28 protein-coding genes are annotated in these 24,789 nt (G+C 64.8%); 15 read left to right on the top strand and 13 right to left on the bottom strand.

Annotated features, from left to right (window positions below):
• The first annotated feature begins 17 nt into the window (after window positions 1-17).
• The 3 genes from tatC to lnt are packed head-to-tail and all read left to right on the top strand — an operon-like array spanning window position 18 to window position 4,778.
• On the top strand, window positions 18-776 hold the full coding sequence (tatC, locus tag LTA6_RS16095) for a twin-arginine translocase subunit TatC (RefSeq protein WP_341978430.1): 759 nt from the start codon (window positions 18-20) through the stop codon (window positions 774-776).
• Window positions 773-3,244, top strand: coding sequence for a DEAD/DEAH box helicase (locus tag LTA6_RS16090; RefSeq protein WP_341974870.1), 2,472 nt, complete (start codon window positions 773-775; stop codon window positions 3,242-3,244). The genes tatC and LTA6_RS16090 overlap by 4 nt, the downstream gene beginning before the upstream one ends.
• A 10-nt stretch (window positions 3,245-3,254) precedes the next feature.
• Entirely contained in the window at window positions 3,255-4,778 is a 1,524-nt protein-coding gene (gene lnt, locus LTA6_RS16085; RefSeq protein WP_407358251.1) for an apolipoprotein N-acyltransferase, read from the top strand.
• On the opposite strand, the gene LTA6_RS16080 is transcribed toward lnt, so the two are convergent.
• The 4 genes from LTA6_RS16080 to LTA6_RS16065 form a co-directional block, all read right to left on the bottom strand.
• On the bottom strand, window positions 4,775-5,158 hold the full coding sequence (locus tag LTA6_RS16080) for an RNA polymerase-binding protein RbpA (protein WP_341974867.1): 384 nt from the start codon (window positions 5,156-5,158) through the stop codon (window positions 4,775-4,777). The two genes, lnt and LTA6_RS16080, sit on opposite strands and share 4 nt — an antisense overlap.
• A 118-nt stretch (window positions 5,159-5,276) precedes the next feature.
• A complete protein-coding gene (locus tag LTA6_RS16075; RefSeq protein ID WP_407358250.1) occupies window positions 5,277-6,053 on the bottom strand; it encodes a glycerophosphodiester phosphodiesterase family protein in 777 nt (258 codons plus the stop codon).
• Window positions 6,050-6,985 carry an SPFH domain-containing protein gene (locus tag LTA6_RS16070; RefSeq protein ID WP_341974863.1) on the bottom strand — a complete coding sequence of 312 codons (936 nt, stop codon included), beginning with the start codon at window positions 6,983-6,985 and terminating at the stop codon, window positions 6,050-6,052. The genes LTA6_RS16075 and LTA6_RS16070 overlap by 4 nt, the downstream gene beginning before the upstream one ends.
• A 9-nt stretch (window positions 6,986-6,994) precedes the next feature.
• Window positions 6,995-7,468, bottom strand: coding sequence for an NfeD family protein (locus LTA6_RS16065; RefSeq protein WP_407358249.1), 474 nt, complete (start codon window positions 7,466-7,468; stop codon window positions 6,995-6,997).
• A gap of 120 nt (window positions 7,469-7,588) precedes the next feature.
• Here LTA6_RS16065 and LTA6_RS16060 point away from each other — a divergent pair, with 120 nt between their 5' ends.
• Complete coding sequence (locus LTA6_RS16060; RefSeq protein WP_407358248.1) at window positions 7,589-8,353, top strand: SDR family oxidoreductase; 765 nt, start codon at window positions 7,589-7,591, stop codon at window positions 8,351-8,353.
• A gap of 96 nt (window positions 8,354-8,449) precedes the next feature.
• Here the strand turns inward: LTA6_RS16060 and LTA6_RS16055 are convergent, their stop codons facing one another.
• Complete coding sequence (locus tag LTA6_RS16055; protein WP_341974857.1) at window positions 8,450-9,004, bottom strand: DUF308 domain-containing protein; 555 nt, start codon at window positions 9,002-9,004, stop codon at window positions 8,450-8,452.
• A 178-nt stretch (window positions 9,005-9,182) separates the two neighbouring features.
• Between LTA6_RS16055 and LTA6_RS16050 the strand changes: the two genes are divergently transcribed.
• The 4 genes from LTA6_RS16050 to LTA6_RS16035 all read left to right on the top strand — a co-directional run bounded on the left by LTA6_RS16050 (window position 9,183) and on the right by LTA6_RS16035 (window position 13,616).
• A complete protein-coding gene (locus tag LTA6_RS16050) occupies window positions 9,183-9,581 on the top strand; it encodes a helix-turn-helix transcriptional regulator (RefSeq protein ID WP_341978428.1) in 399 nt (132 codons plus the stop codon).
• 5 nt (window positions 9,582-9,586) lie between these two features.
• Window positions 9,587-9,997, top strand: coding sequence for a VOC family protein (locus LTA6_RS16045; protein WP_341974856.1), 411 nt, complete (start codon window positions 9,587-9,589; stop codon window positions 9,995-9,997).
• A gap of 35 nt (window positions 9,998-10,032) precedes the next feature.
• On the top strand, window positions 10,033-12,390 hold the full coding sequence (locus LTA6_RS16040) for an ATP-binding cassette domain-containing protein (RefSeq protein ID WP_407358247.1): 2,358 nt from the start codon (window positions 10,033-10,035) through the stop codon (window positions 12,388-12,390).
• Between the two features lie 137 nt (window positions 12,391-12,527).
• A complete protein-coding gene (locus LTA6_RS16035) occupies window positions 12,528-13,616 on the top strand; it encodes a serine hydrolase domain-containing protein (RefSeq protein ID WP_407358246.1) in 1,089 nt (362 codons plus the stop codon).
• Window positions 13,617-13,683: 67 nt separating this feature from the next.
• On the opposite strand, the gene tyrS is transcribed toward LTA6_RS16035, so the two are convergent.
• On the bottom strand, window positions 13,684-14,337 hold the full coding sequence (tyrS, locus tag LTA6_RS16030; protein ID WP_407358245.1) for a tyrosine--tRNA ligase: 654 nt from the start codon (window positions 14,335-14,337) through the stop codon (window positions 13,684-13,686).
• A 408-nt stretch (window positions 14,338-14,745) separates the two neighbouring features.
• Window positions 14,746-15,396: a GNAT family N-acetyltransferase gene (locus tag LTA6_RS16025; protein ID WP_407358244.1), complete on the bottom strand. Its 651-nt coding sequence runs from the start codon at window positions 15,394-15,396 to the stop codon at window positions 14,746-14,748.
• 72 nt (window positions 15,397-15,468) lie between these two features.
• Between LTA6_RS16025 and LTA6_RS16020 the strand changes: the two genes are divergently transcribed.
• Window positions 15,469-16,287: a phosphotransferase gene (locus LTA6_RS16020; RefSeq protein WP_341978426.1), complete on the top strand. Its 819-nt coding sequence runs from the start codon at window positions 15,469-15,471 to the stop codon at window positions 16,285-16,287.
• Between the two features lie 153 nt (window positions 16,288-16,440).
• Here the strand turns inward: LTA6_RS16020 and LTA6_RS16015 are convergent, their stop codons facing one another.
• The 4 genes from LTA6_RS16015 to LTA6_RS16000 all read right to left on the bottom strand — a co-directional run bounded on the left by LTA6_RS16015 (window position 16,441) and on the right by LTA6_RS16000 (window position 18,926).
• On the bottom strand, window positions 16,441-17,196 hold the full coding sequence (locus LTA6_RS16015) for a CPBP family intramembrane glutamic endopeptidase (RefSeq protein ID WP_407358243.1): 756 nt from the start codon (window positions 17,194-17,196) through the stop codon (window positions 16,441-16,443).
• A 114-nt stretch (window positions 17,197-17,310) separates the two neighbouring features.
• Window positions 17,311-17,856: a GNAT family N-acetyltransferase gene (locus tag LTA6_RS16010; RefSeq protein ID WP_407358242.1), complete on the bottom strand. Its 546-nt coding sequence runs from the start codon at window positions 17,854-17,856 to the stop codon at window positions 17,311-17,313.
• Window positions 17,857-17,927: 71 nt separating this feature from the next.
• Complete coding sequence (locus tag LTA6_RS16005) at window positions 17,928-18,305, bottom strand: YciI family protein (RefSeq protein WP_363546686.1); 378 nt, start codon at window positions 18,303-18,305, stop codon at window positions 17,928-17,930.
• Window positions 18,306-18,398: 93 nt separating this feature from the next.
• A complete protein-coding gene (locus tag LTA6_RS16000) occupies window positions 18,399-18,926 on the bottom strand; it encodes a GNAT family N-acetyltransferase (protein ID WP_407358241.1) in 528 nt (175 codons plus the stop codon).
• Between the two features lie 197 nt (window positions 18,927-19,123).
• Here LTA6_RS16000 and LTA6_RS15995 point away from each other — a divergent pair, with 197 nt between their 5' ends.
• Both LTA6_RS15995 and LTA6_RS15990 read left to right on the top strand, forming a co-directional pair.
• Window positions 19,124-19,459 (top strand): glyoxalase, encoded by a 336-nt coding sequence (locus LTA6_RS15995; RefSeq protein WP_407358240.1) that lies wholly within the window; start codon window positions 19,124-19,126, stop codon window positions 19,457-19,459.
• Window positions 19,460-19,470: 11 nt separating this feature from the next.
• Entirely contained in the window at window positions 19,471-20,025 is a 555-nt protein-coding gene (locus tag LTA6_RS15990; protein ID WP_407358239.1) for a GNAT family N-acetyltransferase, read from the top strand.
• A 31-nt stretch (window positions 20,026-20,056) separates the two neighbouring features.
• Here the strand turns inward: LTA6_RS15990 and LTA6_RS15985 are convergent, their stop codons facing one another.
• Window positions 20,057-21,139 carry a DNA polymerase IV gene (locus LTA6_RS15985; RefSeq protein ID WP_407358238.1) on the bottom strand — a complete coding sequence of 361 codons (1,083 nt, stop codon included), beginning with the start codon at window positions 21,137-21,139 and terminating at the stop codon, window positions 20,057-20,059.
• Window positions 21,140-21,268: 129 nt separating this feature from the next.
• On the opposite strand from LTA6_RS15985, the gene LTA6_RS15980 reads away from it, so the two are divergent.
• Window positions 21,269-21,814, top strand: coding sequence for a GNAT family N-acetyltransferase (locus LTA6_RS15980; protein WP_407358237.1), 546 nt, complete (start codon window positions 21,269-21,271; stop codon window positions 21,812-21,814).
• Window positions 21,815-21,931: 117 nt separating this feature from the next.
• Window positions 21,932-22,411 (top strand): hypothetical protein, encoded by a 480-nt coding sequence (locus tag LTA6_RS15975; protein WP_407358236.1) that lies wholly within the window; start codon window positions 21,932-21,934, stop codon window positions 22,409-22,411.
• A 62-nt stretch (window positions 22,412-22,473) separates the two neighbouring features.
• Here the strand turns inward: LTA6_RS15975 and LTA6_RS15970 are convergent, their stop codons facing one another.
• Window positions 22,474-22,839, bottom strand: a complete 366-nt coding sequence (locus LTA6_RS15970) for a VOC family protein (RefSeq protein ID WP_407358235.1) — start codon at window positions 22,837-22,839, stop codon at window positions 22,474-22,476.
• 70 nt (window positions 22,840-22,909) lie between these two features.
• Between LTA6_RS15970 and LTA6_RS15965 the strand changes: the two genes are divergently transcribed.
• Complete coding sequence (locus LTA6_RS15965) at window positions 22,910-23,416, top strand: DUF2127 domain-containing protein (RefSeq protein ID WP_407358234.1); 507 nt, start codon at window positions 22,910-22,912, stop codon at window positions 23,414-23,416.
• Window positions 23,417-23,444: 28 nt separating this feature from the next.
• Window positions 23,445-24,776: an MFS transporter gene (locus tag LTA6_RS15960; RefSeq protein WP_341974820.1), complete on the top strand. Its 1,332-nt coding sequence runs from the start codon at window positions 23,445-23,447 to the stop codon at window positions 24,774-24,776.
• The last annotated feature ends 13 nt before the right edge of the window (window positions 24,777-24,789 follow it).

Genomic DNA, 24,789 nt, shown 5'->3' with positions numbered 1-24,789 from the left:
CGCACCGCGACCGGAGGATGTCGCTAGGCGCGCACCTCGTCGAGCTGCGCAAGCGCCTGATGTGGGCAGCGCTCGCGTTGCTGGTCGGTATGGTGATCGCGTTCATCGTCGCGGATCCCATCATCCACTTCATCACCGAGCCGATCCGCATCATCACCGAGAAACGCGGTGACGATTTCAGCGCCCTCAACTTCGGCACGATCACGTCCGCGTTCGACATGCGTATGCGCATCGCGTTCTCGATCGGACTGTTCCTGTCCGCGCCGATATGGCTGTGGCAGGTCTGGGCGTTCATCATGCCGGGGCTCACTCGCAAGGAGATCCAGTACACCGTCGGGTTCGTCCTCGCGGCCGTGCCGCTCTTCTTCGGGGGCTGCTACCTGGGCGTGATGATCATGCCTCACGTCATCGAACTGATGTGGAGCTTCACACCTGACGGCGCGACGAACTTCTACTACGCGCAGGAGTACTACGACTTCGTCTTCAAACTGATGATCGTGATCGGCATCTCGTTCGTGCTCCCGGTCTTCCTCGTGGCGCTGAACTTCGCGGGGATCATGTCCGGCCGTGCGATCCTCAAGGGATGGCGGATCGCGATCATCATCGCGACGGTATTCGCGGCGCTGGCGACTCCCGCAGCCGATGTGGTGAGCATGCTGATGCTCGCCGGCATCCTGATCGTGCTGTACTTCGCGGCCGCTGGACTGTCCATGCTCTTCGATCGGCGTAAGCACAAGCGCAATGCGGCGGCCGGGCTCATCCCGGACACCGCATGAGTTCGCCGTCCGAGCGGTACTCCGCCGCACGGGACGCGACCGATCATCCTGAGACGACCGCTTTCGCGGCAGTCCAGCGTTTCGACCTGGATCCGTTCCAGGTCGCCGGATGCCACGCACTCGAGCGCGGTCACAGCGTGCTGGTCGCCGCTCCCACCGGCGCGGGAAAGACCATCATCGGCGAGTTCGCGATCCATCTCGCGATGCAGACGCCGAGCGACAAGGCCTTCTACACGACGCCCATGAAGGCGCTCTCGAACCAGAAGTTCCGTGAGCTCGTCGAGGTGTACGGCGCCGATCAGGTCGGCCTTCTCACCGGTGACACGAACATCAACGGCAACGCCCGGATCGTGGTGATGACCACCGAGGTGCTGCGGAACATGATCTATGCGGATTCCGCCGCCCTTCGCGATCTCCGCTACGTCGTGATGGATGAGGTCCACTACCTCGCGGACCGTTTCCGCGGAGCTGTCTGGGAAGAGGTCATCATCCACCTCCCGCAGCAGGTGCGGCTCGTGTCCCTCAGCGCCACCGTCTCCAACGCAGAGGAGTTCGGCGACTGGCTCGACACGGTTCGCGGCGACACCGAAGTGATCGTCTCCGAGATCCGGCCGGTGCCGCTGGAACAGCATGTGCTCGTCCGCGACGACCTGCTCCCGCTCTTCGACGACCGTGCAGGCATCGCGACCGCTCAGGTGAATCAAGAGCTGATGCGCATCCGCTCCTTCACCGGGTCCAGGTACGACAGCAACCGTGAGGCGCAGACGTATCGCAGCGAACGTCATGCGGGAAGGCACGCGCAACGACCGCGTGGAGGCCACAAACCGGCACGCGCGGCCAACGTGCGGCGGATCGAGCGCATGGATCGCCCGGATGTCGTGCGACTGCTCGAGCGCGCGAATCTTCTGCCCGCGATCTTCTTCATCTTCAGCCGTGTCGGGTGCGACGCCGCCGTGCAGCAGGTGCGCCGTTCCGGCATCCGCCTCACCACGGTCGAGGAGCGCGCCGAAATCCGCGCGATCGTCGAGGAGCGCACCCGTGCGCTTCAGGAGGAGGACCTCGGTGTCCTCGGGTACTGGGACTGGTTGGACAACCTCGAGCGCGGCGTCGCCGCCCACCACGCCGGACTCCTCCCGGCGTTCAAAGAGGTCGTCGAGGAGCTCTTCCGCCTCAAGCTCGTCAAGGCCGTCTTCGCCACCGAGACGCTGGCGCTCGGGATCAACATGCCTGCGCGCACCGTGGTGCTCGAGAAGATGGAGAAGTTCAACGGCGAGGCGCGCGTGGCGATCACGTCGGGGGAGTACACGCAGCTCACCGGTCGCGCCGGGCGTCGCGGCATCGACGTCGAAGGCCACGCGGTCGTGCAATGGACCGAGGGGATGGATCCGCAGGCGGTCGCCGCTCTCGCATCGCGGCGCACCTATCCGCTGAACTCCAGCTTCCGTCCCACCTACAACATGGCCGTCAACCTCATCGACCTGTTCGGGAAGACGCGAGCCAGGCAGATCCTGGAGTCCTCGTTCGCCCAGTTCCAAGCCGACCGCGCCGTGGTGGGTCTGGCGCGCCAGGTGCGCGAAGCCGAGGAGTCCCTCGCCGGCTATCAGAAGTCGATGGCGTGCGAGCACGGCGACTTCCCCGAGTATGCGGCGATCCGCCGTGAGCTCAGCGATCTGGAGAAGAAGAACCGTCAGGACTCCCATGGCTCGCGCGCAGAGCGCGAGAAGAGGGTCAAGCGCATTCAGAGTCTGCGCACACGCATGCAGCGGCATGGGTGCCACAACTGTCCCGACCGAGAGACGCACGCCCGCTGGGCCGAGCGCTACTGGAAGCTCAAGCGGCAGAACGACCGGATCCGCCGGCAGATCGAGACGAGGACGGGTACGGTCGCGCGAGTCTTCGACCGGGTGGTCGAAGTGCTCGAGACCCTCGACTACGTCACCGGATCAGGAGCCGAGACGAGCCTGACGGATGCCGGGCGTACGATGCGCCGCATCTACGGTGAGCGCGATCTGCTCGTCGCGGAGTCGCTTCGCCAGGGCCTGTGGACCGGACTGGACGCGCCGTCGCTGGCCGCGATGGCCTGCTGCCTGGTCTACGAACCCCGACGCGATGAGGCGAACTCGGGGGAGCGAGGCCTTCCCAGAGGCGCGTTCCGTGCGGCGTACGAGAAGACGTCGACGTTGTGGGCTCAGCTGGACGACCTGGAGAAGGACCATCATCTGCCGGGGAGCGAGCCCCTGGCTGCGGGGCTCGCCGGGGCGATGCATAGCTGGGCGCGCGGAGGGATGCTCGACCGAGTGCTCATCGACGCAGACATGGCCGCGGGCGATTTCGTGCGGTGGGCGAAGCAGACGATCGACTTGCTCGACCAGCTCTCGATCGTGGCCGAGGATGCTGCCCTTGCGCGGACCGCCCGGGCCGCACTCGACGGCGTGCGCCGTGGCATCGTCGCATACTCGTCGATGTGAGGAGGAGCGGATGCCGAACGCTCCCGCGCGCCTGAAGCCGCTCCTGCCGCTCTGGGCTGCCGTGGTCTTCGCGGCGGTCGCCGGCGGACTGATGGATCTCGCCTACCCGGACGTCGCCGCCTGGATTCTCGCCTTCCCCGCCGCGGCGTTTCTGCTGCTGGCACTGATCGGTCGGCGCGCCGGGGGAGCACTGCTCGTCGGCACGGTGTACGGCGTGGTCTTCTTCACCCTGCTGGTCTCCTGGACCTCGCGCTATCTCGGTCCGGTACCGTGGGCCGCCCTCAGCGTCGTGGAAGGCGTCCTCACCGCCGTCGGCATCATTCCGATCGCGCTGGCCTATCGCTGGATGCCACGTGCCTTCCCCGGCACCACAGGGCGTCTCCTCGGGCTTCCGGCCGTCATCGCCGCCCTCTGGGTCGGTCGTGAGCTCTTCGTCGGCTCCTGGCCGTATGGCGGCTTTCCATGGGCACGCATCGGAATGAGTCAGGCGCAGAGCCCGCTGGCTCCGATCTCATCCTGGCTCGGCGTGAGCGGTGTGAGCTTCCTCATGATCCTGCTCGTCGCGATGCTCATCGAAGTCGTCCGCCTGCGCGCCTGGCAGCGGCCGGTGCGGCTCATCGCGCCGGTCGTCCTCGTGCTGGTGATGCTCTTCACCCCGCTGTTCCCGACGTCGCCCACCGGCACGCTGCGGATCGGCGCCGTGCAGGGTAACGGCCCGACCGGTTACTTCGACGTCCGTGAGCCGTACTCGGTGATCCAGGCGCAGACCGATGCGACGAAGCCGCTCATCGGCGAGGACGTCGACCTCGTGGTCTGGCCGGAAGGGTCACTCGACGGCGACCCCACCGCGGACCCGACGTTGGCTCGGCGTCTGACGCTGCTATCGACCAGACTCGACGCGCCGCTTCTGGTGAACGCGGCGACGGCGCGCGACGACAGATACTTCAACACCTCGCTGCTGTGGACACAGGCAGGCACTGCGGATCAACTGCACGACAAACGGCATCCGGTTCCGTTCGGGGAGTACGTGCCCGATCGTGCGTTCTTCAACGCACTCGCTCCGGATCTGATCGGTCTGCTCCAACGTGAATACACGCCGGGCACGAACCCGCCGGTCGCCGAGGTGGACGCCGCGACGGTCGGGCTGGCGATCTGTTTCGATGTGATCTACGACGATGTCATCAACGCAGGACTGAACGCCGGTGCGCAAGTCTTGGTCTTCCAGACGAACAACGCCGACTTCCGTGGCACCGACGAGAATCTCCAGCAGCTCGCGATCGCGCGGATGCGGGCGATCGAGACCGGCAGGACCGTGGTGAACATCTCGACGGTCGGCACCAGCCAGATCATTCGCCCCGACGGCTCGACGGTGGTGTCGCTGAACGCAGATGAGGCCGGGGCGATGCTCGAGGATGTCGAGCTCCGCTCCGGCCTCACGGCTGGTGTGCTGCTGGGCCCCTGGGTTCAGCAACTGCTGATGTGGGGCGGATTGGGCGCGCTCATCCTCAGTGGGTGGCGCGCACGTCGGCGTTAGGCGCCGATCTTCTCCCTGGTCGGGTCCTCACCGGCACCGCGGCGGGCGCGGATGAAGGCGAGGCGCTCTTCGAGCAGTTCCTCGAGTTCCGCCCGGGTGCGGCGCTCCATGAGCATGTCCCAGTGCGTGCGCACAGCCTTCTCGTCGGTGACCTCGAGGGTCACGGCCTGACCGTCGATGTTCAGACGCGCGTCGGCGCCGCACGAGCGGCACTCCCAGGTCTGCGGCGGCTCGGCCTCGGCCGAGAACATCAGGTTGGTGACGTGTCCGCACTCGTCACAGGTGTAAATGGTCTCGCGGCGTTCCATGAAAACGACGCCCTCTTCGCTCTGTAGGCTCTGGGCGCCGAGTCGGATGCCGCGCAGGCTGCGATCTGCCATTGTGTGGTCCTCTCGTCGTTGTCAGGTATAACGCCTCAGCCTGTGCGCTTCATCCATGTCAGCGACCTTTGGCCTGGATTCACAGTCGAATCTCAGCGCCCAGGGACGTGCGGAGGGGTCAGAACGATTGGAGGGTCTTCACCGCGATGTCGGCACGGTCCGAGACGATGCCGTCGACGCCGAGCCTCACGAGCCGTTGCATGTCTGAGGGTTCGTTGACGGTCCAGACGTGGACTTCCACGCCGTGCCGATGTGCGGCACGCAGGAGGGCCGGTGTGAGCACGCGTATCGCGCCGTGTTTCTCCGGAATCTGCAACGCGTCGATGTCGCGGAGAAGACGCGCGGGGGAGAGGCGCACCGAGGACAACCCGCGAAGCGCCGCAATGGTGCGGCTTCCGGCTGAGCTGGCAGGAGGCAGGGCGGCGCCGGCGCGTAGCACCGCTGCGATCGTCGCGCGTCGGCGCGCGTCGGAGAAGCTCGTGACCAGTACGCGATGAGTATGGTCGGCGAGGATCGGCCCCAACGGTTCCACGGCGGCGGCGGTTTTCACGTCGATGTTGAACCGCGCAGTGGGGAAGGAGTCCAGAGCCTCAGCCACCGTCAGAAGGCCGCCGTGGTCGGCGAACAGTCGGGCGAGTTCGACCGTGCCCACCTCATCGACGCGCCGTGGATCGCCGGTAAGGCGCTGAAGTGTCGCGTCATGGAAGAGCACGACGTCACCGTCTGCGGTGACCTGGCAGTCGGTCTCTATGTACTCGGCTCCCGCGGCATGAGCGGCTGCGAAGGCGGCGGCCGTGTTGTCCCAGACACCGGAATCCTCGCCCGCCGCGGTGAGAAGACCACGATGGGCGAGGACTCGAGGATGCCGCGCCTTGCCGAAATAGGGGTGCGTCACACGCCCGGAGGTGGGCTGGTCGGCGGCTGGCCGGATCCGGGACGCGGCGTGAAAGCGGTGCCGATGCCCTTGAGCGCCTCGGTGAGCTCACTCGGGATGATCCACAGCTTGTTGGACTGGCCCTCGCTGATCTTCGGCAGCATCTGCAGGTACTGATACGCGAGCAGCTTGTCGTCCGGTGCGCCCTGGTGGATGGCGGTGAAGACGTTCTGAATCGCCTCCGCCTCTCCCTGGGCGCGGAGGACGGCGGCTTGCTTGTCACCTTCGGCGCGGAGGATCTCTGCCTGCCGTGCGCCCTCAGCCTCGAGGATCGCGGACTGCTTGGTTCCCTCGGCCGTCAGGATGGCGGCGCGGCGGTCACGCTCGGCGCGCATCTGCTTCTCCATCGAGTCCTGAATGGACAGGGGCGGGTCGATCGCCTTGAGCTCGACGCGGCCGACGCGGATTCCCCACTTGCCCGTGGCCTCATCGAGGACGACGCGCAACTGGCCGTTGATGTTGTCACGGCTGGTGAGCGCCTCTTCGAGATTCAGTCCACCGACGACGTTGCGGAGCGTGGTGGTCGTGAGCTGCTCGACGGCGCCGAGGTAGTTCGCGATCTCGTAGGTCGCCGCTCGAGCATCCGTCACCTGGAAGTACACGACCGTGTCGATCGAGACGACGAGGTTGTCCTCCGTGATCACCGGCTGCGGGGGGAACGAGACGACCTGCTCACGCATGTCGATAAGCGGGCGGAGGCGATCGATGAAGGGCACCAGGATGTTCAGACCGGGCATCAGGGTCTTGTGGTACCGGCCGAGCCGCTCGACGACTCCCGCAGTCGCCTGCGGGATGATCCGGATCGATCGGGCGATGGTCACCACCACGAAGATGATGATCGCGACCACCAGGATCCAGAGGATCGCGGTCGGGATGAACGAGGAATCGTTCACTGAAGTCTCCTAGTCGTTGACGGGTCGGACGATGGCGGTCGCGCCGCTGACCGCGGTGATCGCGATCGTCGCGCCCTGCGGAATGGGCACACCGGCGGGGGTTCGTGCGGTCCAGGTGTCGCCGTTGCTCAGCTTCACCTGTCCCGATACCTGCGTGATCTCATGCAGCGCGATGCCGCGGAGGTCGATGAGGGCGTCGACGTTCGATTTGGTCGGATCCTCGCCGCGACGAAGGCGCTTGAGCAGCGGCGGCCGAAGGAAGAGGATGAAGATCGCGGCGGCTGCGGCGGCGATGATCACCTGCACCCACACCGGAAGCCCGATGAGATCGGTGACGAGACCGATGGCGCTGCCGAAACTCAGCATCAGGAAGGTGAAATCGAGTGTCAGCATCTCGATCACCAGGAAAGCGGCGATCAGGACGAGCCAGCCGATCCATGCCCACTGGTCGATGAACTGAACGAATGTGGCGAAAGTGTCCATGCGCTCTCCTTTGCGGTCAACCTATCACGCGCCCTGGCTCGGATCGGGTGTCGGGAGTGGGGATTGATAGTGTGAGGATGCCGCGTGATCGCGGCGTCTCACGCATCACAAGGAGTCACCGTGACCGAGCTTCTCCCCGCAGGTTCCCTCGACGGCAAGGTCGCCCTTGTCACCGGATCATCCCGGGGGATCGGCGCCGACACCATCCGGTATCTCGCGCAAGCGGGCGCCGATGTCGTCATCAACTTCCGCAACAAGGCGCCGCGCGCTGAGAAGCTCGCCGTCGAACTGCGCGCTCTCGGGCGGCGCGTCCTCACCGTGGCCGCCGACCTCACCGATCCCGCATCCGTCTCCGACATGTTCGACGCGGTACGCGAGGAGTTCGGGAGTCTCGACATCCTCGTGCTCAACGCATCCGGGGGCATGGAATCCGGCATGGCCGAGGACTACGCGCTGACGCTCAATCGCGATGCTCAGCTCAACGTGCTGAACGCCGCGCTCCCGCTTCTGGGTGATGGGGCCCGTGTGGTCTTCGTGACCAGCCACCAGGCTCATTTCATCCGGACGACGCCGACCATGCCGGAATACGAGCCGGTCGCCCTCTCCAAGCGTGCCGGAGAAGACGCACTGCGCGAGCTCATCCCTGGCCTCGCCGAGAAGGGCGTCGGCTTCACGGTCGTCTCCGGCGACATGATCGAAGGCACGATCACGGCCACGCTTCTCGAGCGCGCCAATCCTGGCGCCATCGCCGAGCGGCGCGAATCGGCCGGCAAGCTCTACAACGTCTCCGAGTTCGCGGCTGAGGTCGCGCAGGCGGCCGTTGATCCTGTGCCGGCCGACAACACGCGCCTCGTCGGCGATGTGAGCGCGTTCGCGGCTGAGTGAACTGAACGCCACCGACCGGCGCCGAGCCGATCGGCAACGGAATCGGCCCCGGTCTGCTGTTGTGCAGAACGGGGCCGATTCGCGTCGCAGGGGCTGTTACGCCGACTTGCCGAGGGTGATCGCGCGAACGATCTGCACGATGCCGAGCGCGATCAGCGAAGCGGCAAGGAGCAGCCAGAAGAGCGGCACGGCTGCGAACCCGAGCGTGAGGACGGCGATGCCGGCCACGACGCTCAGAAGCGCGTAGAGCAGCGTCCAGACGCGGGAGCCGTCCTGACCCAGCAGCGTGAGGGAGACGACTCCGTCCACGATCCAGCTGATGCCGATGAAGATCACGACGATGATCGCCAGGCTCGCTGCGGCCGCGGTGAGGTTCGTGAAGGCGATGACGCCCGCGACGATGTACAGCAGTCCGAGCACGAGGTGCCCGATACGAGCCCATCCCTTGTTGCCGGAGAAGATGCCGATCCCGACGTAGACGAGTCCGGCGATGATCAGGTACGAGGCGAAGATCCCGGTGATGATGACCGCCGACTTCACCGGCCAGATCAGGAGCACGAGGCCGGCGATCAGTGCAAGTGCGCCGGAGATCGCGAGCGTGATGCGGATCGACTTGAGAGCCGACCGCGCTTCCGTGAATGATTCGGACATTTTGGGCCCTTTCTGAGAACATCCTGTGAGGTTGGCCTCAGCGTAGCGCCGAAAGGGCCAAGAACAGGGGAGTGGTCGTCTCAGGGCGTTGCAAGACGTCATAGGCGGAGGCGCCTGTGCGTGCCAGGATCGATTCGTGACACCTGTCGACGATGCCCGACTCCGTGAACTCGCGGTCATGCGGAAGGTGCGTGATCGAATCGATCGGGACTACGCGCGTCCGCTCGACGTGGAGGCTCTGGCGCGGGGCGTGCATATGTCGGCGGGGCATCTGAGTCGGAAGTTCCGTGAGGCCTACGGCGAGTCGCCATACTCCTATCTCATGACCAGACGTATCGAGCGGGCCATGGCGTTGCTGCGACGCGGCGATCTGAGCGTCACCGACGTGTGCTTCGAGGTCGGATGCTCATCGCTCGGCACCTTCAGCACCCGATTCACCGAACTGGTCGGTGTCTCACCCAGCGTGTACCGTGAACGCGCCGCCAACGTGGACGGGATCCCGACGTTCCAGGCGAAGCAGGTCATCCGACCGATCAGGAATCAAGAAGCGCCCCGCACCGACGCGAACATAGTGTGAACACCATGAATATCAGCATCCATTACGCATTCCTCCCGCACACCGATGCCGAGGCCGCGCTCGCTTTCTATCGCGACGCCCTCGGGTTCGAGGTGCGCAACGACGTCGGTTACGACGGCCTGCGCTGGCTGACCGTCGGCCCCGAGGGGCAGCCCGACACATCGATCGTCCTGCACCCACCGGCAACGGACCCTGGAATCACCGACGCTGAGCGTCAGACGATTCTCGAGCTCATCGCCAAGGGGAGCTACTCGGCGCTGACGCTGGCAAGTGACGATCTGGATGCCCTGTTCGAACGCCTCGTCGAGAAGGGCGCCGACGTCGTTCAGGAGCCGATGGAACAGCCTTATGGTGTCCGTGACTGCGCATTCCGCGATCCTGCGGGAAACCTGCTCCGCATCAATCAGACCGCCTGACCTTCCCCTCTCACTCTCGAACCAGAAGGACACTGATGAGCTCTGCCGCCCATGCAGCCGATACCCATGACCTGATCCGTGTGCAGGGCGCGCGCGAGAACAACTTGAAGGACATCAGCGTCGATATCCCGAAGCGGCGGCTCACCGTGTTCACCGGGGTATCAGGGTCGGGGAAGAGCTCACTCGTCTTCGACACCATCGCCGCGGAGTCGCGACGGATGATCGACGAGACGTACAGCGCCTTCGTCCAGGGGTTCATGCCGTCGGTGCCGCGTCCGGATGTCGATGTGCTGGAGGGGCTGACGACCGCGATCATCGTCGATCAGGAGCGTCTCGGCGCGAACCCGCGTTCGACGGTCGGCACGGTGACCGACGCGAACGCGATGCTGCGCATCCTGTTCAGCAAGCTCGGGCATCCGTATATCGGTGGACCGACGGCGTTCTCCTTCAACATCCCCACGCAAAGAGCGAGCGGTGTGATGACGGGGCCCGGCGGCGAGAAGAAGATCGTCAAGGACGCCATCTATCTCGGCGGCATGTGCCCGCGATGCGAGGGCAGGGGAGCGGTCTCCGATCTTGATCTGGCACAGATCGTCGACGAATCGAAGTCGCTGGACGACGGTGCCATCATGGTCCCCGGATACACAGCGGACGGCTGGATGGTGAAGGGGTTCTCGGCCTCCGGCTTCTATCCCGCCGACAAGCCGATCGCCGATTTCACCGAGAAGCAGCGCCATCTGTTCCTCTACGGCGAGGTCACCAAGGTCAAGATCTCCGGGATCAACATGACCTATGAGGGCCTGATCCCGAAGATCACGAAATCGATGCTCTCGAAGGACATCGACGCGTTGCAGCCCCACATCCGCGCCTTCGTGCAGCGCGTCGCGACGTTCGCCGTCTGCCCTGAATGCGAGGGGACTCGGCTCACTGAAGGAGCGCGATCGTCGAAGATCGACGGGGTGAGCATCGCGGATGCCTGCCGGATGCAGGTGACCGATCTCGCCGTGTGGGTGCGTGGGCTGAAGCTTCCCGAGGCGGCGCCTCTGCTGCAGGCGTTGAGCGCGAACCTCGACGCATTCGTGACTCTCGGACTCGGATATCTCAGTCTCGACCGGCCGTCAGGCACTCTGTCCGGGGGAGAGGCGCAGCGCATCAAGATGCTGCGTCATCTGGGTTCGTCGCTGACCGACATCACTTACGTCTTCGACGAGCCGACGATCGGGCTGCACCCGCATGACATCCAGCGGATGAACTCGCTGCTGCTGAAGTTGCGGGACAAGGGCAACACCGTGCTGGTCGTCGAGCACAAGCCAGAGACGATCGCGATCGGGGATCACGTCGTCGACCTCGGCCCCGGCGCCGGAAGCCGCGGCGGAACGATCTGCTTCGAGGGCGACGTCGCCGGACTCAAGGCCAGTGGCACGCTCACGGGCAACCATCTGGAAGATCGTGCTGCGATCAAGGCAGAGGTCCGCACCGGCGACGGTGCGATCGAGGTGCGCGGCGCCACGGCGAACAATCTCCAGGACGTCGATGTCGACATCCCCCTGGGCGTGCTGACGGTCGTGACCGGAGTGGCGGGCTCAGGGAAGAGCTCGCTCATCCACGGCTCCGTCTCGAAGCGCGAGGGCGTCGTGTCGATCGACCAGGGCGCGATCAAGGGCTCGCGGCGCAGCAACCCGGCTACGTACACGGGGTTGCTCGAGCCGATCCGAAAGGCCTTCGCGAAGGCGAACGGCGTGAAGCCGGCACTGTTCAGCGCGAACTCGGAGGGCGCATGCCCGAGTTGCAAGGGCGCGGGCGTCATCATCACCGAGCTCGGCTTCATGGACACCATCGAGACCCCGTGTGAGGACTGTGGTGGCAAGCGCTTCCAGGCGGGCGTGCTCGAGTACAAGTTGGCGGGGCGTGACATCACCGAGGTCTTGGATCTGCCGGTGTCAGAAGCCCGCGGGTTCTTCTCGGAAGGGGAGGCGAAGATTCCAGCGGCCGCGGCGATTCTCGGTCGGCTCGAGGACGTCGGGCTCGGTTACTTGTCGCTCGGTCAGCCGCTTTCGACCCTGTCCGGAGGAGAACGTCAGCGCATCAAGCTGGCGATCCAGATGGGGGAGAAGGGTGATGTATACGTGCTCGACGAGCCCACGACCGGTCTGCACCTGGCCGATGTGGAGAAGATCCTCGGTTTGCTGGATCACCTCGTCGACTCCGGCAAGACCGTGATCGTCATCGAGCATCACCAGGCTGTCATGGCGCACGCCGATTGGATCATCGACATCGGACCGGGGGCCGGTCACGACGGCGGGCGTGTGGTCTTCGAGGGGACTCCGGCAGAGCTCGTGGCGGATCGATCGACGCTGACGGGGGAGCATCTGGCGGAGTACGTCGGCTCGTAACCGGGACCGTGTGGATGGCGTTGTGGGCACGGGCGGGGGAGTAGCCGGCCGGATCGGTCCTGTGGTCCCGCCCACAGGATGTTCTCGGTTCCCTTTGAAAGGTCGCGGCGCCGCCTGCTCTCTTCTAACGTCGACACGTGCGTCGACTGCTCTGTGCCATCTCCAGCGTCGTTCTGGTGCTATCGATTGCCGGCTGCAGTAGCGCCGAGCGCGAGCCTGACGAGGCGCTGCCCTCGACGACGGACGACCGGCTCGCCGCGGCTTTCGACGTCCTCGAGCGTGAGATGGCACCCGTGATCGTGGCCTTTTCCCACGACGGAGCGCCCGCGGTCGTGCGAGAGTTCGGTGCGCTTCGAGATGACGCCGTGGCTCCCGAGAAGTCTCTCGTCGACATCGGGTCGATCACAAAGACGGTGACGGCGGTGGCGGTCTCGAAACTTGTCGAACAGTCCGGAGTGCGCTTCGACGAGACGCTTTCGGACATCTTTCGCGAGGTGCCCACTGACAAGGCGACGATCACGGTCGAGCAGCTTCTTACTCATGCCGGTGGCTTCACCGAATCCGTCGGCGATGACGCCGAGGAGATCAACAGGGACGAATTTCTCCAGCGAGCATTCGCATCTCCACTCGTCGAGACTCCTGGTACGCAATACGCCTATTCGAACGTCGGTTACTCGATACTCGCTGCCATCATCGAAGTGCGCAGCGGCCGCTCGTACGAGCAATACCTACGCGACGAGGTACTGGCGCCGGCAGGGCTGGACAGCATCGGTTACTTGTCGTCCTATGACGACGGACGCTCGCTTCGATCCACGGAAGGAAAGGGCGTCATCGACGCCAGCTGGGGAGGTCATGACGCATCGTGGCACCTCATCGGCAACGGTGGGCTGGTCACGACCGCCGAGAACTTATTGAGTTTCCTCCAGGCCGTTCTTAATGGAAAGATTCTTTCCGAAGCATCCGTGGAACAGCTTCTGCATCCTCACATCGCGGAAGACGCTTCCGGCACGAGTTTCTATGGCTATGGGCTCGTCGTTCAAGACGTGCCAGATCTCGGGCGTTTTTACTGGCACGACGGCGGTAACGATGTGTTCTCGGCCGAATGGTCTGTGTACGCGGATCATGACGATGTGATCGTCGTCGCCGGCAGAGAAACTGTCCCTGGGGCGAGCACCGCGTCGGAAGCCATGAGCGTTCTTCGCGACCACCTTTACGGCGGCCGCTGAGGTTGCGTTCAGGGCCGCGTCGCATCTGCCGCACCACATTGGGTTGTAGCCGATAATGCACATTATGTCAGCTCGTGAATTGTCGTCCCGCCCTGATGACGGTCTGTGGCCGCTGGCCGTGCTTCACCTGAAGCTCTCGCCCCATGTTCTCGTTGAAAAGTTGATCGGAGCCGACGATCGTCAGATCCGATTGCAGCGCCACGCTGTCGAAGCCCTGCAGCACCGGGTAGACCAACTCGTGCATCGCGATCTCACGACGCTCCTCGACCCGCTTCTGGAACATGTCGCGGGCCATCAGCTGACTGTGTGTGACAAGGCTCAGCTCGCCGATCAAGTCGCTGATCGACATGGAGTCGTACCACTCCGAGTTGCGACGGATCTCGAGCACGTCCGGCTCCTGTCGCAGGACGAGGCTCACCTGATCGAGGAATGCCTGAGCATTTCGTTCGATCTGGTCCGTGGTGAGCACGGGGCGGGTGCTGCTGCGGCCGGTGGGGTCGCCGACTCGGGTCGTGGTGTCGCCGAGAAGGAAGACGACGACGTGACCGAGATCCTGCAGATACCGCATCATCCAGAGATTCACTGCGTGGCCGAGATGCAGGTCGGGCGCAGTGCAATCGACGCCGAACTCGATCCGGAGCGGCCTCCCGAGGGAGAGCCGTTCCAGCAGGTCTTCACGGCCGAAGATCTGCTCAGTCGTGCGGCTCAGTCGGTCGAGCACTTGGTCAGGTGTGGTCTTGGAATTCTCCCTCGATCTGTGAGCGAGAACTCCCAGCAGACCCCGCTCGCGTGGAACGCAAGAAAGGTGAAGACCGGATGGTCTTCACCTTGGGGCTCTGGGGTGTGCCGTGTGTCTGGGATCAGCGATGCGCGCGCCGAGGGCTCACTCCAGAGCCGTCGAGATACACCGAAACGATCGCCATGCAAGCAACCATAGCGATCTCCGCTGATGCAGCGTAGCTTTGTGGTCGCCGAACTGATGAACCGTCCATTCCGCCGGGTCCCGACCGGGAGCCGAGGTGCCACTCCCCCTTCGGAGCGGGAACCGTTCGCGTTGCAGCTCAGAGGTGCACGCAGGATGCCGTTCGCGTTCGACTGATCAGATAGCGATGCAAGTGGGCAGGACTGACTATCCGTCGATTCCCAACTGGGCAAGGGCCGGCGCTGCGCCGCGAATGGAAATCGACCAATCGGGCCGGACGAAAGACTTCTTCTCCAGGCGCACTCGTTGCTCGTCGACCGACTCCCCCGGGCGCGGAGCGACGCGTGTCACGCCGTTCAGCTCGTAGCCGAGCTTCTTCGAGACTTTGAGGGACGCTTCGTTCCAACTCGCGGCGCCTGATTCGGCCCACTCCGCACCGAGCGTGTCAAAGGCGAACAGCAACAGCGCCGCGCGCATCTCGGTCCCGAGGCCGTGGCCATGGACCGACTTGGTGAGCCACGACCCGGTGTTCACAGTGCGTCGATTCGCAAAGTCGTATGCGGAAAGGTCCTGCGATCCCACCACGCGACCTTCGTAGTGGACAGCGAACGCAATCGCCCAATTGTGCGCATGGACCCGGTTGCGCAGGCTCCACTGAAAAGACGCGAGATTACCCGGAAGTTCGCTGGGAGCAGCATCGGTCCACGGGATGCTGAAAGGCGTGCGTTCGGGATCATGCACACCGTCGAGCGCGGCCTGCACCAGTTCCGGCAGGTCGTCGTCTCGGACGGGTCGCAACACGAGTCGCGGCGTGGCGATCTCGAGCCCGAACAGGGGCCAGATCTCTTCCAGTTCCATACCGCGACACTATCTCGGTTGGCCAGGCGCTTCTTTGAAAGAGTCGCCTACAAGCCCCATAGGCTGTGTGGCATGCCGTCTCGGACTCACGATCTGCGCTTCAGCGACACAGAGGTCCGGAAGAGATTTCTGCATTGGGCCGACGGAGAAGCTGATCGTGAATGGAGCTGTCTCCGCCTCATTTGGGAGCACGCGCCCGGGATCACTCCCCGACCACTGAGACGAGAGACCGTCGAAGGGCATCCGGTTGTGATCATGGAACGGCTGGCTGGAGAGCCCCTCGGCCACACGCCGCTGACATCAGAGCAGACAGTGTCTCTGGGGCGGGCGTTGCAGCGCCTGTACAGCATTCCCGTCGAGCACATCGCGGCCGCGGGGATCACAGAGCGCCGCTACGGCCCGTCGTCGCTTCCTCACGCCCTTACGGGCTGGCTGAGCAGCACCTACGACCTCTCCCCCTGCCAGGATTCGTTACAGGTGGCGGACGGAATCGAAGCCGCGCGTGAATGGCTGGCTCGACCCGATGTACTCCCAGACCCGCGGCTCGTGGCACTCGGGATCGCGGATCTGAACCCCGCGAATATCCTCTGGGATGGTCGTACATGCCGCCTTGTTGATTTCGAAGACGGTGGCCTCACAGATCCGGCATACGACCTGGCCGATCACGTCGAGCACATTGCCGCTCGCCTCGATGGCGTGTTCGATGCCGAAGCGCTGACCGCCGCTGTCGGCTTGTCAGAAGAAGAGCGAGTGCGGATGCGTGCATACCGACCGCTCTGGGCAGCCTTCTGGTTGGCGATGCTCCTTCCCGGCAACAGCGCTTTCCGCCGCAACCCGCCTGGCACAACTGAAGCTCAGGTCGGCCACTTGATGAGGCTCATCAGCCGATAGTGGCGCGTTGACCTGGAACGTGGAGCAGATCGCTGTGGGTGATCGCGTGGCTGGCACCCCCCACGGAGCTTCCGGAGTAAAGATCCGATTGCATTCCACAGGTTGCTGCGGGGCTCGACTTCACAGGCGTTGTCACCGACCTCGTAGAAGCAGTCAGGAAGACCCAGTTCGGGATTCGGCGGGGCGACGACGGAAAGAACCGCGGTCGGTGACGAGCGGGCGCAGGATCACCGCCGCGGTCGCTAGGAACGCGAGACAAGTGACGGCGACGGCGGGGTCTGGCAGCGGATTCGCGGAGAGGATCGTCGTGAAGTCGACGGCAGCGTGCAGGAGTACCAGCGGAAGCACCCAGCGGAAGCGGTACTGGAATGCGGCCAATCCGATGCCATAGCACGCGGAGACAAGAACATTGAGGAGCACATCCTCGACCGTGCGTGCGGAGGTGGCGAACGCGGAGAGGTGCTGCAGGCCGAACAGGGCGCCGGTGAGCGCGACGGCGCCGAAGGGACCGAAAGAGCTCCGCATACGCTCCAGCACGACGACGCGGCTGATGAGTTCTTCGTTCACGCCGACGAGGAGCAGAGTGAGTGCCCAGAGCCCGAACCCGGGCGGACGCTCGACGAGACCACTTGGCACCGCCCACAGCAGCAACTCGGCAACGAAAGGTATGAGGAACAGGGCAGCGGTTCTCCCCCGCCACAGCGAAAACAGACCAGACCGGCGCCACTGGCCGCGTGCGGTCACGAGCACGACGGCAAGGAGAACGCAAGCGACGTTTGCGGCGAGCCCGAGGTACCAACCTGAGATTCCCAGCAGTGGTGCGAGCGCGAGTGCTCCCGCGATCACCCCGAAGCGAAGGAGATGCACTCCTGCGCCGAATCCGAGAGCTTGCCAACGATCGATGGTCACGCGCGCACCTTACCGGGTGGTCGTGGCCTGTCCGTGAATGCGTTGGAGAGGAGACCGCTGCTAGTGGAATGAATCCAGCTCGGGCACCCAATCGACCAGTCGCGATGACTTCCGCTACTGCGGTCTGATGAGGCCGTACACGAGCATGTCGCGGCGTTCTTTGTCGATGACCTGCCAGGAGCGGAGAAACCCTTCGCGTTCAAATCCGGCGCGCTCAGCCGTCCGACATGACGCCTCGTTCGCCGGCTCAACGTGAAGTTGCAGCCGATGAAGCTCAGGGATGCTCCACGCCCACTCCGAAAGGGTCTGCAGCGCGCTGAAGGCGTGCCCGCGACGGCGACGGCTTGGGCGGATCCAGTAGCCGATCGTTGCGCGTCCCTGATGCAGATCCCGCAGCCAGAGCCCGATCTGCCCCACGCATTCGTGATCGGACTGGATCGCGAATGAGTAGCCGAGACCGGTGCTCGCGCGTTCATGCTGCCTGGCGATCCATTCCGCGGCGAGACCATGATCGACGGCATTGGGAACCGTGGTGACAGCTGTGATCGCCGGGTCCGCCGACGCATCGAACACGGCCTCGACATCCATCTCCTCAAACGGGCGGAGGAGAACGCTGGTCCCGGTGATGCGGGGAACAACGATTCGCGGGAAGGCCGTCATCACCCCAGTATTCCCTCCCCGCACCTGACACGCATGGGACCGGCGCATCGCACGCCGCCTCGTTTCGGGGGCTACTCCGTGGGTGCCTCCTGCAGCGCGCGAACCTCGATGCGGCCCTGCAGAGCGGTTGCGGCCTTGATCGTCCACTCGATGGCGGCATCGTCGTCGGCCGCTTCGATCACCCAGAAGCCCCCGACGTAAGAATCTGCCACGACGAACGGCTCGTCGAGCACTCGGGTCTCCCCTGATGAGACGTCGACCGTCTTCGCGGTCGACGGCGGGTTGAGGCCGCCGGCGAAGAGAAGGGCGCCGGCATTCTTCAGTTCGGTGTTGAATGCATCGACGGCTGCCATGACGGCTGCGAGTTCTGCCGGGGCGAACTCCTGCATCGAGGCCATGGTCGGCTCTGTCGCCGTGTCGTGAGGCACGGTCAGGAAGTACTGCGACATGGTCGGATCCTTTCATTCCGGGACGACGTCATGTCGCCCTCACTACTACGTCGAACGAGACGGCGCCCGATCGACATCTCAGACATCATGGCGTCAGCTGTCCCGTACGGTCAGCAGACTGCGACCGTGCCTGGAATCGGCATTCACGCGTCCGGTGTCGCGGAACCCGAGCTTCTCGAGCACCCGCCGCGACGAGACATTCCAGTCCCATACCGTCGCCCATAGCCGCGGATAGCCGAAGTCCGCCGCCCGCGAGATCACGGCCCACGCCGCCTCGGTCGCGTACCCGTGATTGTGAAAGCTGCGCAACAACTCGAACGCCAATTCGGGTTCGTCGGCCTCCCCGTTGCCATTGAAGACCAACCCGCAGTATCCGATGACGGCCGCGCCCATACGCTCCACAGTGAGAAGGCCCAGACCCGAGTCGCCCTGCTGTGCGCGGATATGCGACACGATATCCGCCTCCGTTGGCCGCCCGTCCGGGCCGATCTGTCGGTGCACCGGCACGCGTGCATCCCTCTCGGTCCACAACTGATGAAAGACGGCCGCATCCCCCACTCGCTGGGGTCGGAGGATGAGTCGGTCGGTCTCGAGGGTGTTCGGATCGGGTGCCTGCGACATACGCGCATTGTCTCAGCAGCGGTATGAGAAGTGTCAGCGCGGCGATCGGCGATCCCGAAGGATCAACGGGGCCGGTGCTAGATTTATCTCGACGTCAAGATAAATTTGGAGATCAAGTGAGACTACATCACGTACAGGTGTCCATGCCTCCCGGCGGCGAGGAGACGACACGTCGCTTCTATCGGGATGCTGTCGGGTTGACCGAGGTCGACAAGCCGCCATCGCTCGCGGGACGGGGAGGATGCTGGTTTCGCAGCGTTGATGAAGGAGGCGTGAACGCCGAGATTCATGTCGGCGTCGACGACCCGTTCGTGCCGGCGAAGAAGGCGCACCCTGCGCTCGTGGTCGAGAGCGTCGCGGCGCTCGAAGCGATGGCGCAACGGATCGAGGCACGCGGCTTCGACCTGTCCTGGGCCGATCGTGAAACGTTTGAGGGATACATCCGGTTCCATGCCCGCGACGGATTCGGCAATCGGTTGGAGGTCTTGACTCCGCGCCCGTCATCGTCGTCCGCTGCCGAGCGGGGCTCGTAGACTCTCGTCTCGTGGTTGAACACGTCAGGAACGTCCCGCACGACTCGCTTTCGGCAGGCGATACGGCCGAGTTACGGTCACTTTTCGACCGCGAGTATGCCGCGGCGTTCGGGCCCTGGGAACCCGATGCACCGTACGGCTACGCGCCGGCCGACGTGCACACGATGGTCTTCGACGGCGCGGAGTTGGTGGCCCACGTCGGCCACCAGATCCGCACCATCTCCGTGGGCAGCGCCACCGTGACAGTGGCCGGAACCGGTGGCGTGCTCGTGGACGCCACCCGGCGCGGGACGGGGCTGGGCACGCGAGCCATGGAACACGCCCAGGACGCGATGCGCGCGAACCCGTCTGTCTCCTTCGGATATCTCGGTTGCCGGGACGAGGTCATCGCCTTCTACGAAGCGACCGGGTGGCGCCGCATCCAGGTCGTCGAACACTGCGTCTCCTGGCAGAAACCCCATGAGATCATCACCACTCGCGACTCCCCGATCCTGATCTATCCCGTCCATTCGTCCCTGCAGGAGTGGCCTGAGGGCGAGGTCGACCTGCACGGCACTCCGTGGTGACCGGACACCACCCACGGGATGAAATCATCGCTCAGATCCTCCCGCGCACCGGCGTTCGCTCGGCAGCGTCACCGTCAACGGGCATCTCCATCTCGGCGCGTACGCCGAGCAGACGCACCTCGCGTCCCTCGTCGAGTGCGCCGCCGAGAGCCAGTGCCGCAGCGATGAAGGTTTCGCGACTGGTCGTCGGCTCAGCGAGCTTGCGTCCGGTCGTCTTGGTGACGAACGGCGCGTAGCGCACCTTGAGATGAACGCGGATGACCGCTCGTCCCTCTGCCGCGCAATCGTCGAATGCCTCTTCCGCCAGCCCGCGGATGGCTTCCTCGATCTCTCGCGCCGTTGTCAGATTCGCCTGAAACGTCGTTTCCCGGCTGTGGCTGCGCGCGACCCATGGTGTGTCGTCGACGACGCTCGGCCCGTCTCCCGAGCCGAGTCCGTGATACCAGACGCCCATCTTCGGTCCGAATTCGGCGACCAGATCGTCCCGCTCAGCGTCGGCGAGCTCGCGGACGGTACGGATGCCTAGATCTGCGAGCCGCTTCTGCACCCTGGAGCCGACGCCCCAGAGGTCGCGGGTCGGTCGCTCCCCCATCACTTCGAACCAGTTCTTCTCCGTCAGACGGAAGACCCCGCCCGGCTTGCCGAACTCGGTCGCGATCTTGGCGCGAATCTTGTTGTCGCCGATGCCCACGGAACAGTGCAGACGCGTCGCCTCGAGGACAGCGACCTGGGCGTCGCGCGCGACGGTCTCAGGGTTGTCGGTGCTCACGCCCAGAAAGCACTCGTCCCAGCCGATGACCTCCAGCACGACTCCTGGTCGAGCGCGCAGTGTCATCATCACTGCGTCGGATGCCGCCTCATAAGCCTCGTGATCGACAGGGAGGAACACGGCGTCATCCGGAGCCTTGCGGGCAGCGATCTTCAACGGCATCCCCGAGCCGATCCCGTAGGCACGAGCTTCGTACGAGGCGGTGGAAACGACGGCCCGTTCCGTCGGATCGCCGTTGCCACCGACGATGACGGGCTTGCCGGAGAGTTCCGGGTGGCGCAGCACCTCGACGGCGGCGATGAACTGATCCATGTCGACGTGCAGCACCCAGGGAGCCGGATTCATCAGATGCTCCAGGTACCTCTCGCGTGCGCTCGCATGGCGCCCACTGTAGCCCCGCACCTGCACGCCGGTCACGATTTCCGTGGGCGATGGTTCCGGCGGAAGCCCCCGCGCACCTGAGATGCTGGTCGTGTGAGCAAAATCCGAATCACGGCGTGGGATGCCACGGACACGCAGCTCGAGAGGAGCGCCGAACTCTACGCCTCGGTCTTCGCCGAGCCCCCGTACGGCGAGGATCCGGAAACGAGTCGCTCTTCGTTCATCGAACGCGTGCAGCGCTACGCCCTGTCGCACGCAGACTTCCGATTTCTGATCGCTACCCATGGTGACGACGTGATCGGGTTGGTGCTCGGCACAGGGGCGGCCGAAGGCGACTGGTGGCGGGACCGCCTGACGGAGGTGCTCAGTCACGAGCAGCAGGAGGAATGGCTCGGTGAGGCCTGCTTCTCGATCGCGGAGCTCGCGGTCTCCCCCGATTTTCGGCGCGAGGGTGCCGCTGAGCAGCTGATGGATGCGGTACTCGAGAACCTGCCCTACGAGACGGCGATCCTGGGATGCTACGCCGAAGCGCTCCCGGCACGACGGCTCTATGCGCGGCTCGGGTGGGACACGATTGAATCGGGCGTGCACATCGGCGCCTCCCCCGCGCTGGAGATTCTCGGCCGACGACTTCGCTGACCTGCGACACATCCCGCGCACAGCTGACTCGACGACGGTCCCGGCATCTTCGTGTGGTTTACTGGGCGACGTTTGCGTGCACGTGCGCAGACGCTGAAACGCACTATGGGGGAATCAATGAATCGTCGTATCGCAGCGCTGACCATCGCCACCGTCGCCGTCCTCGGACTCACCGCATGTTCTGGGTCGCCGTCGTCCTCCGGCGAATCGACTCCGAACGCTGGGAACTCCGCCCCCGCGCAGGAGCAGAGCAGCGACCAGTCGTTGACCGATGCCTGTGCAGAGGCGGGCGCTCAGGTGCAGAAGGCTACCTCCGGTCTGAACGATCTGGACGTCGCGGCCGCGGCAGCCGACCCGCAGGGAACGATCGCGACATACACCGAGGCCGCCGAGGCCGTCGGTGCTGCCGCCGAATCGATCTCGAATCCAGAGGTCAAGGCCGCCGTCAGCGCATTCCACGAGGACTTCTCGTCCATGACGGACATCCTCTCGAAGGTACTCATCGACCAGGACACGGCCGCGGTCGCCGAGCTCGGCGCCGTCGCGACAGAGATCCAGAAATCGGCCGCTGCAGTCGGCGAACTCTGCGCCGGTTGATCACTGCCTGAACGAAACGGAGCCCCGCAAATCGCGGGGCTCCGTTTTCGTGTGCCGTCGTGTCAGTCGCTCGCCCACACGCCGAGTTCGTTTCCGCTCGGGTCCGTGAAATGCAGGCGTCGTCCGCCCGGGAACGCGTACGGCCCCTGTGTGATCGTGCCCCCGGACTCTGCGATGGCGCGGGCCGAGCCGTCGAGGTCGTCGGAGTAGAGCAGCACGAAGGGACCTCCGACCGGGCGCGCTACTTCACTGACCAGAAGACCACCGACTTCGTCTCCGCCCGCCCGCGAGGCGATGCCTGCGTACCCGGGGCCGTAGTCGACGAACTCCCACCCGAAGGCGCGGGCGTAGAAAGACTTGGCGGCGTCGAGGTCGGTGACGGTGATCTCGACGTAGTTGATCGAATGATGCATTGCGGCGGTGGTCATGAATGCACCCTAGCTTCGCTCCCCATGTCGATCGAGCGCGTGCAAGATCACCCTTCGATACGATCACCGCATGCCCGAGTCACCGGACCACACGCTGCTCGATCGAGTCTTCGATGTCAGCATCACACTCAAGGGGATCGTCGGAATCGCCGAACTCGTCGGCGGTTTCGCGTTGTTCTTCGTGAACCCGGAAATGATCCGGCAGTCGCTCGGATGGCTGACCGCCCACCTGCTCGTCGGACATGATCACTCGCCGATCGCAATGTGGTTCGACCACCTTGCCGACAACCTCGGGACAGACGCCACGATCTTCGCCGCGGTGTATCTGATCCTCCATGGCGTGATCAAGGTGGTGCTGGTGTGGGCACTCCTGAAGCAGCAACTCTGGGCGTACCCGTGGATGATCGTCGCTCTCGTGGTCTTCATCATCTATCAGGTGTACGAGATCCTGGTGCACTTCACGTGGGCGATGGTCGTGCTGACCCTGTTCGATCTCTTCATCGTCGCTCTCACGCTGCGGGAATGGCAGCTGCACCGCGAGTCACACGCAGCAACGCGGGCTGCAGCGCCCGCGTAGGGCTCCGCGCCAGGAGTAGCGTTGACTTGTGCGCACCATCCCCGTCTCCCCCACTGCGCGACCGGGATGGCGTGCGTGGCTGATCTGGTCCGTCGGCGTCGCCGCGTACGTCCTCGCCATCACGAATCGCACCTCGCTCGGCGCGGTCGGCGTCGACGCCGCGGATCGTTTCCAGGCGGACGCCGCCACTCTCGCGCTCTTCGCCGTCGTCCAGCTCGCGGTCTACGGAGGCATGCAGATCCCGGTGGGCGTGCTGCTCGACCGCTATGGATCTCGGCCGATCATGACGATCGGCATGCTCCTCATGGCGGCCGGTCAGCTGACGATGGCGCTCTCGCCCAGCATCGGTGTCGCGCTCATTGCCCGCATCCTGCTCGGCGCTGGTGACGCGGCGATCTTCCCCGCCGTTCTCCGGCTGGTCGCGACCTGGTTTCCCGCCCAACGCGCCCCGCTCATGGTGCAGTTCACCGGGATCATCGGTCAAGCGGGTCAGCTGGTGGCACTCGTCCCGCTCGCCGCGTTCCTGCACGCGACGAGCTGGACCATCACGTTCGGGAGTATCGCCGGGCTCGGTGTGCTGTTCTCGATCCTCGTCGCGATGGTCATCCGGAATCACCCGCCGGAACGCGGTGCCGACGTGTCCGTCAACACCGACACCGGAGTCATCCGCGTCGTCACCTCCGCGATCGACACCGGAGTCGGCATCCGTGCCTCCTGGGCCCACCCCGGTACACGCCTCGCGTTCTGGTCGCATTTCACCACGCCGTTCGCCGGAACCGCGTTCGTGCTGCTCTGGGGAATGCCCTTCCTCACCGCAGGCCAAGGCCTCAGCACCGCGCACGCGGCCGGAATCATCTCGGTCTATGTCATCGCCGGTATGGCACTCGGTCCGGTGATCGGCGAGCTGTCCCGGCGCATCCCCAACCAGCGTTCGTACGCCCTCGTGCTGCCAGCCGTCGCCGTGCAATTGGTCGCCTGGGTGAGCGTCATCGCACTCCCTGGCCCAGCGCCCGTCTGGCTCCTGTACGCACTTGCTGTCGCCCTCGCCACCGGCGGACCCGCATCGATGATCGCCTTCGACCACGCGCGAACGCACAACCCGTCTCATCGCCTCAGCACCGCGACCGGTGTCACGAACGCGGGTGGCTTCATCGCTGCGCTCATCGCGATCTTCCTCATCGGACTCGCCCTCGACATGCAAGGTGCAGGGACCCCGGAGACCTACTCCCTCGACGCGTTCCGCATCGCTTTCCTGACGCCGATCCCCCTGTGGATCATCGGGGTGGTCTTCATCGTGATCGAACGCAAACGCACCCGCATCCGGATGGGACTCGACCCCGAACGCGTCCGTCGCCGTTGATCCGGGTTCGTAG

Source organism: Microbacterium sp. LTA6 (genome assembly GCF_045690355.1).
In the GTDB taxonomy this organism is placed as follows: domain Bacteria; phylum Actinomycetota; class Actinomycetes; order Actinomycetales; family Microbacteriaceae; genus Microbacterium.
This window is presented reverse-complemented; position numbering and strand designations above follow the sequence as displayed.

Bases quoted from the DNA above. Each gene is read 5' to 3' on its own strand.
- tatC (WP_341978430.1), top strand. From the start codon at position 18: ATGTCGCTAGGCGCGCACCTCGTCGAGCTGCGCAAGCGCCTGATGTGG.
- LTA6_RS16090 (WP_341974870.1), top strand. From the start codon at position 773: ATGAGTTCGCCGTCCGAGCGGTACTCCGCCGCACGGGACGCGACCGAT.
- lnt (WP_407358251.1), top strand. From the start codon at position 3,255: ATGCCGAACGCTCCCGCGCGCCTGAAGCCGCTCCTGCCGCTCTGGGCT.
- LTA6_RS16080 (WP_341974867.1), bottom strand. From the start codon at position 5,158: ATGGCAGATCGCAGCCTGCGCGGCATCCGACTCGGCGCCCAGAGCCTA.
- LTA6_RS16065 (WP_407358249.1), bottom strand. From the start codon at position 7,468: ATGGACACTTTCGCCACATTCGTTCAGTTCATCGACCAGTGGGCATGG.
- LTA6_RS16055 (WP_341974857.1), bottom strand. From the start codon at position 9,004: ATGTCCGAATCATTCACGGAAGCGCGGTCGGCTCTCAAGTCGATCCGC.
- LTA6_RS16050 (WP_341978428.1), top strand. From the start codon at position 9,183: ATGCGGAAGGTGCGTGATCGAATCGATCGGGACTACGCGCGTCCGCTC.
- LTA6_RS16045 (WP_341974856.1), top strand. From the start codon at position 9,587: ATGAATATCAGCATCCATTACGCATTCCTCCCGCACACCGATGCCGAG.
- LTA6_RS16040 (WP_407358247.1), top strand. From the start codon at position 10,033: ATGAGCTCTGCCGCCCATGCAGCCGATACCCATGACCTGATCCGTGTG.
- LTA6_RS16025 (WP_407358244.1), bottom strand. From the start codon at position 15,396: ATGGAACTGGAAGAGATCTGGCCCCTGTTCGGGCTCGAGATCGCCACG.
- LTA6_RS16020 (WP_341978426.1), top strand. From the start codon at position 15,469: ATGCCGTCTCGGACTCACGATCTGCGCTTCAGCGACACAGAGGTCCGG.
- LTA6_RS16010 (WP_407358242.1), bottom strand. From the start codon at position 17,856: ATGACGGCCTTCCCGCGAATCGTTGTTCCCCGCATCACCGGGACCAGC.
- LTA6_RS16005 (WP_363546686.1), bottom strand. From the start codon at position 18,305: ATGTCGCAGTACTTCCTGACCGTGCCTCACGACACGGCGACAGAGCCG.
- LTA6_RS16000 (WP_407358241.1), bottom strand. From the start codon at position 18,926: ATGTCGCAGGCACCCGATCCGAACACCCTCGAGACCGACCGACTCATC.
- LTA6_RS15985 (WP_407358238.1), bottom strand. From the start codon at position 21,139: ATGAATCCGGCTCCCTGGGTGCTGCACGTCGACATGGATCAGTTCATC.
- LTA6_RS15975 (WP_407358236.1), top strand. From the start codon at position 21,932: ATGAATCGTCGTATCGCAGCGCTGACCATCGCCACCGTCGCCGTCCTC.
- LTA6_RS15970 (WP_407358235.1), bottom strand. From the start codon at position 22,839: ATGACCACCGCCGCAATGCATCATTCGATCAACTACGTCGAGATCACC.
- LTA6_RS15965 (WP_407358234.1), top strand. From the start codon at position 22,910: ATGCCCGAGTCACCGGACCACACGCTGCTCGATCGAGTCTTCGATGTC.